The organism is Luteibacter sp. P4_E6 (assembly GCF_056401535.1).
Genome location: NZ_JBFUJE010000681.1, coordinates 1 through 1821 on the forward strand (window position 1 = coordinate 1; position 1821 = coordinate 1821).

The window sequence follows — 1821 nt, forward strand, 5'->3', positions numbered from 1 at the left end:
GCCTAAACCTATCCACCAGCGCCGGCGTGACCGGCGAAAGGATCTTCAATGGAAATCAGCCAAACCAAGGTAGTGCCAGTAATCGCGAAGACGCTGCGCATCTGCGTCAAGTGCAGCGACCGCTTCGGTGCAGACATCCTCGACGAAAGCGGCAAGTCCCTCGGCGGACAGGACGACGGCTACGTGCCGGACTTTATGCCCGGTGAGCACTACGGCGATTACGTGATGCTCGACATCGATCTCGACACGGGCGCTGTGAGCAACTGGAAGAAGCCCAGCGCCGAGCAGATCGAGAAGTTCATCTCCTCCGACGACGAAGACTGATCCTGCCATGCCGCGCACGCCCGACCTCTTCTCCGGCTGGTTCGACAACCAGACCACCAGGTGCCGTGAGCTCTGGGACAACGGCGTGCGCGGCCGATTTGCGCATCGCTCGGCCATTGGCTCCGACAACCCGTGGCGCGAACTCCGCGCGCCGTGGGGCACCTATCCCGATCTTCCGCAGAACGCATCACAGGACCTCCGCGCACATGGCTGATGGCAGCTCGCAATCCGGCTTCAACTTCCCCAAGAAGGCACTTGTTTCGGCCCTTCGCCCGGGCGAGATCGTCGTGGACTTCTTCGCCGGTGGCGGTGGTGCCAGTGAGGCGCTGAAGCAGGCGCTTGGCCGCGATCCCGATGTGGCGGTCAACCATGATCCGTGGGCGCTCGGTATGCACGCAGCGAACCACCCTTTTACCCGTCACCTTCCGGCTGACGTGTGGACCGTGGATATTCTTCGTGAAGTCCTCGGCCGCCTTGTAGGCTGGTTCCATGCCTCGCCTGACTGCACGCATTTCAGCCAGGCGAAGGGCGGGCAGCCGCGAAGCAAAGCAACACGCTCGCTGTCGTGGGTCGTGCTCAAGGTCGCCGGCACGCTGGCCGCCGCCGGCCTCGCGCCGCGCATCATCAGCCTGGAGAACGTCGAGCAGATTCTGAAATGGGGTCCGCTGATCGCGAAGCGGGACAAGGCCACCGGAAGGGTCGTGAAGCTCGACGGCACCGTCGCCGCACCTGGGGAGCGCGTGTCGGTCTGGGAACAGAGCCTGGTGCCGGATAAGAAGCATGCCGGCCGTACGTGGGACCAGTTCGTAGCGGCGCTCCGCTCGCTTGGCTATGTCGTCGAATGGCGGAAGCTGTCGGCATGCGACTACGGCGCGGGCACGAGCCGCAAGCGACTGTTCCTCATTGCCCGCCGCGATGGCATGCCGATCGTTTGGCCCAAGCCAACCCATGGTGGCGGCCCGGGGCTCACGCCGTTCGTCACGGCCGCCGATTGCATCGACTTCGACGTGCCTTGCCCGTCGATCTTCTTGGGCAAGGTTGAAGCCCGGAAGCTGGGCGTGAAGCGGCCGCTCGCTGATGCCACCTTGCGCCGCATTGCTCGCGGCGTGAAGCGCTACGTGATCGATGCCGCCGAGCCCTTCATCGTGGGTGTGGGCGGCCGGATGGGCCAGACTGCCGAGCGATCGGTGCATGAACCGGCACCCACGACGACGTCTAAGGCCGATGCATGCGTGGCCGTGCCGCAGTTGGCACCGCTGATCACGCCAGTAACCCATCATGGCGAGCGCCGCGTCCATCCCGGCAGCGAGCCCTTCCCGACGATCACCGGCGCCAATCGGGGCGAACTTACTGCGGTGCAGCCGACTCTTGCCCCGTTCGTAACTCAACACGCCCAGTCGTCCGTCAACACGAACAAGGCTGCGACCAAGCCGGTCGGCACAATGTGCGCCGAGGTGAAGGGTGGTCACTTCGCCGTTGTCGCTCCCACCCTCGTGC

At 64.7% G+C, this 1821-nt stretch carries 3 protein-coding genes; all 3 read left to right on the top strand.

All coding sequences use genetic code 11. The annotated features are described in order from the left end of the window. The first annotated feature begins 48 nt into the window (after positions 1-48). Positions 49-324 carry a hypothetical protein gene (locus AC1DT2_RS22325; protein WP_477298807.1) on the top strand — a complete coding sequence of 92 codons (276 nt, stop codon included), beginning with the start codon at positions 49-51 and terminating at the stop codon, positions 322-324. A gap of 7 nt (positions 325-331) precedes the next feature. Further along, the gene (locus tag AC1DT2_RS22330; RefSeq protein WP_477298808.1) at positions 332-538 is read left to right on the top strand and encodes a hypothetical protein; all 207 of its coding nucleotides are present in this window, start codon (positions 332-334) and stop codon (positions 536-538) included. Next, on the top strand, positions 531-1821 hold a 1291-nt coding region (locus AC1DT2_RS22335), incomplete at its 3' end, for a DNA cytosine methyltransferase (protein ID WP_477298809.1). The genes AC1DT2_RS22330 and AC1DT2_RS22335, both read left to right, overlap by 8 nt.

What these genes read in the sequence shown, in the direction of transcription:
- AC1DT2_RS22325 (WP_477298807.1), top strand. Translation starts at nt 49, where the DNA reads ATGGAAATCAGCCAAACCAAGGTAGTGCCAGTAATCGCGAAGACGCTG.
- AC1DT2_RS22330 (WP_477298808.1), top strand. Translation starts at nt 332, where the DNA reads ATGCCGCGCACGCCCGACCTCTTCTCCGGCTGGTTCGACAACCAGACC.